Source organism: Chitiniphilus eburneus, from assembly GCF_005048205.1.
Lineage (GTDB): Bacteria > Pseudomonadota > Gammaproteobacteria > Burkholderiales > Chitinibacteraceae > Chitiniphilus > Chitiniphilus eburneus.
The window spans coordinates 1-2,171 of record NZ_SUMF01000073.1; the positions used below are offsets into that span (position 1 = coordinate 1).

General features: G+C 69.6%; 3 protein-coding genes. 1 reads left to right on the plus strand and 2 read right to left on the minus strand.

Annotated elements, in window-relative coordinates; translation table 11 throughout:
• Both FAZ21_RS19980 and FAZ21_RS19985 read right to left on the minus strand, forming a co-directional pair.
• Positions 1–639 (minus strand): FecR domain-containing protein (locus FAZ21_RS19980; protein ID WP_136775183.1); only part of this gene is annotated, 639 nt, incomplete at its 3' end.
• On the minus strand, positions 636–1,145 hold the full coding sequence (locus FAZ21_RS19985; RefSeq protein ID WP_136775184.1) for a sigma-70 family RNA polymerase sigma factor: 510 nt from the start codon (positions 1,143–1,145) through the stop codon (positions 636–638). The genes FAZ21_RS19980 and FAZ21_RS19985, both read right to left, overlap by 4 nt.
• Positions 1,146–1,288: 143 nt before the next feature.
• On the opposite strand from FAZ21_RS19985, the gene FAZ21_RS19990 reads away from it, so the two are divergent.
• On the plus strand, positions 1,289–2,171 hold an 883-nt coding region (locus FAZ21_RS19990; protein ID WP_211243550.1), incomplete at its 3' end, for a hypothetical protein.

Genomic DNA, 2,171 nt, shown 5'->3' on the forward strand with positions numbered 1-2,171 from the left:
GGGCGCCGCGGCGGGCTCCACCCGCACCGCATCGGCCAGTAACAGCACCTCGCTCCAGTCGCCATCGCGTCGCACGGTAAAGCGGGTGCCCAGTGCCAGGACGCGGCCTTGCGGCGTATCGACGACAAAGGGGCGGCCGCCGGCGTCGGGCGCGGTCTGCACCAGGATCTCCCCCGCGTGCAGCCGCACCTGGCGCAGCCCGGCGTCGAAGCGCACATCGGCGGCGCTGGCGCTGGCCAGGATCAGCGTCGAACCGTCGGCCAGATGCAGCGTGCGGCGCTCGCCGGTGGCGGTGCGGTAATCGGCCAGTCCTGCCTGCCAGGGCAGCAGGCGTTGTCCCGCCAGCGCCGCCACGCCGATGCCCACGCCACCGAGCAATAACTTCAGAGCGCGCCGCCGTTGTGCCGGCACGCTCTGCGGCGCCCGTTGCAGCGCCATGGTCGCCAGCGGGTCGGCCAGCGTCCGCAACTTGCACTGCAACCGCTCCATCTGCGCCCACGCCATAGCATGGCGCGGATCGGCCTGTACCCAACGCTGCCAGCCGGCGTGGTCGGCGTCGGCTACGTCGTCCGCGCTCAGTTGCACGTACCAGCGCGCAGCGGCGTGCAGTGCGGCGGGGTCGGGCTGATCGGCCTTCATTGTGCGTGCACCAGGCAATGCGCCAGCGCCTTGGCGACGTATTGCTTCACCGAACTGACCGAGACGCCCAGCCGCGCCGCGATGTCGGCGTAGGCCATGCCATCGAGCTGGGACAGCAGGAATGCCTGTCGCACCCTCGGTCCCAGGCCGTCGAGCATGGCGTCGATTTCGCACAGCGCCTCCAGTAGCAGCGCCCGCTGTTCCGGCGATTGCGCCACTGGCTCGGGCCAGGTCGCCAGCGCCTCCAGATAAGCGCGTTCCAGCGCCTGCCGGCGGAAGTGATCGATCATCACCCGCTTGGCGACGGTGGTGAGAAAGCCGCGCGGTTCGACGATGGCTTCCGCCTTGGCGGGCGGTGCGACCAGCAGCCGCAGAAAGGTGTCGTGCATGAGGTCGGCGGCCTCGAACGCGCACCCCAGCTTGCGGCGCAGCCAGCCATGCAGGAAACGGTGGTGATCGTGATAGAGCGTGGCGACGATGGGAGAGGGCAGTTCGATGGCGGACACGGTGTGGGCAGGGGTAAGTATTTATTGAGAATTATTCTCAATAAAGATGTTACTTGGGCGAACCGATGCACGCAAGCGCCTGCGCGCCATCCGCCACGGGTCGCCCTGTTATCATCCCGCCATCCTCCTTGATCCCGCCCGCAATGCCCCTGCCCGAACTTCCCCCACTCACCCTGAGCGACCTCGTTGCCTTGCCGGCCGAGGGCCTGGTGGTGGCCACCGTCAACAACCGGCTGGCGCGACGCCTGGCCGGTGAACTGGCGCGGCGGCTGGCGCCGGGGAACACGGTAGCGGTGTTGCCGGATGTGTTGCCGCTGTCGGCGTGGCTGGAAGCGCAACTGGAAACGGCGGCGTTCCTGCCGGACGAAAGCCTGCCGGCGCAGCGTCTGGACGACTTTGCCGCGCGGCTGGTCTGGACGGACGTGATCCGCGCCGCCGAAGCGGAACGGCCGCTGCTGGACGAGCGCCGCCTCGCCGCGCTGGCGCAGGAGGCCGATGCCCTCGCCGGCGAATGGCGTTTGCGGCTGGAACAGCCAGACACCACCGAGGAAACCGAACGCTTTCTCCACTGGCGCCGCGCGTATCGCAAGCAGTTGCGCAAACTGGACGCCGACGACGCGCCGCAGCGCGCCGAACAGGTGCTGGCGTTGATCGACGCCGGCAAGCTGGCGTTGCCCCAGCGGCTGGTGCTGGCGGGGTTTCGCGATACCTCGCCGCGCCAGGATGAACTGATTGCGGCGCTGCAACGGCAGGGCGTGGCGCTGGCGTGGCTGGACGATTTGCCGCCGGACGATTTCCTGCCGCAGCCGCAACGCCATCTGGCCGCCGACCTGCAAACCGAGTGGCGCGACGCGGCGGCCTGGGCGGCCGAACGGCTGGCGGCGGCGCCGACCGGGCGCTTCGCCATCCTGGCGCCGCAACTGGAAGGTGCTGCCCCGTTTGCGCGCCGGGTACTGCTGCACGCACTGGGCGATGTGGCGCAGTTCAATGTCTCCGTGGCGCGGCCGCTGGCCGAATGGCCGGTCG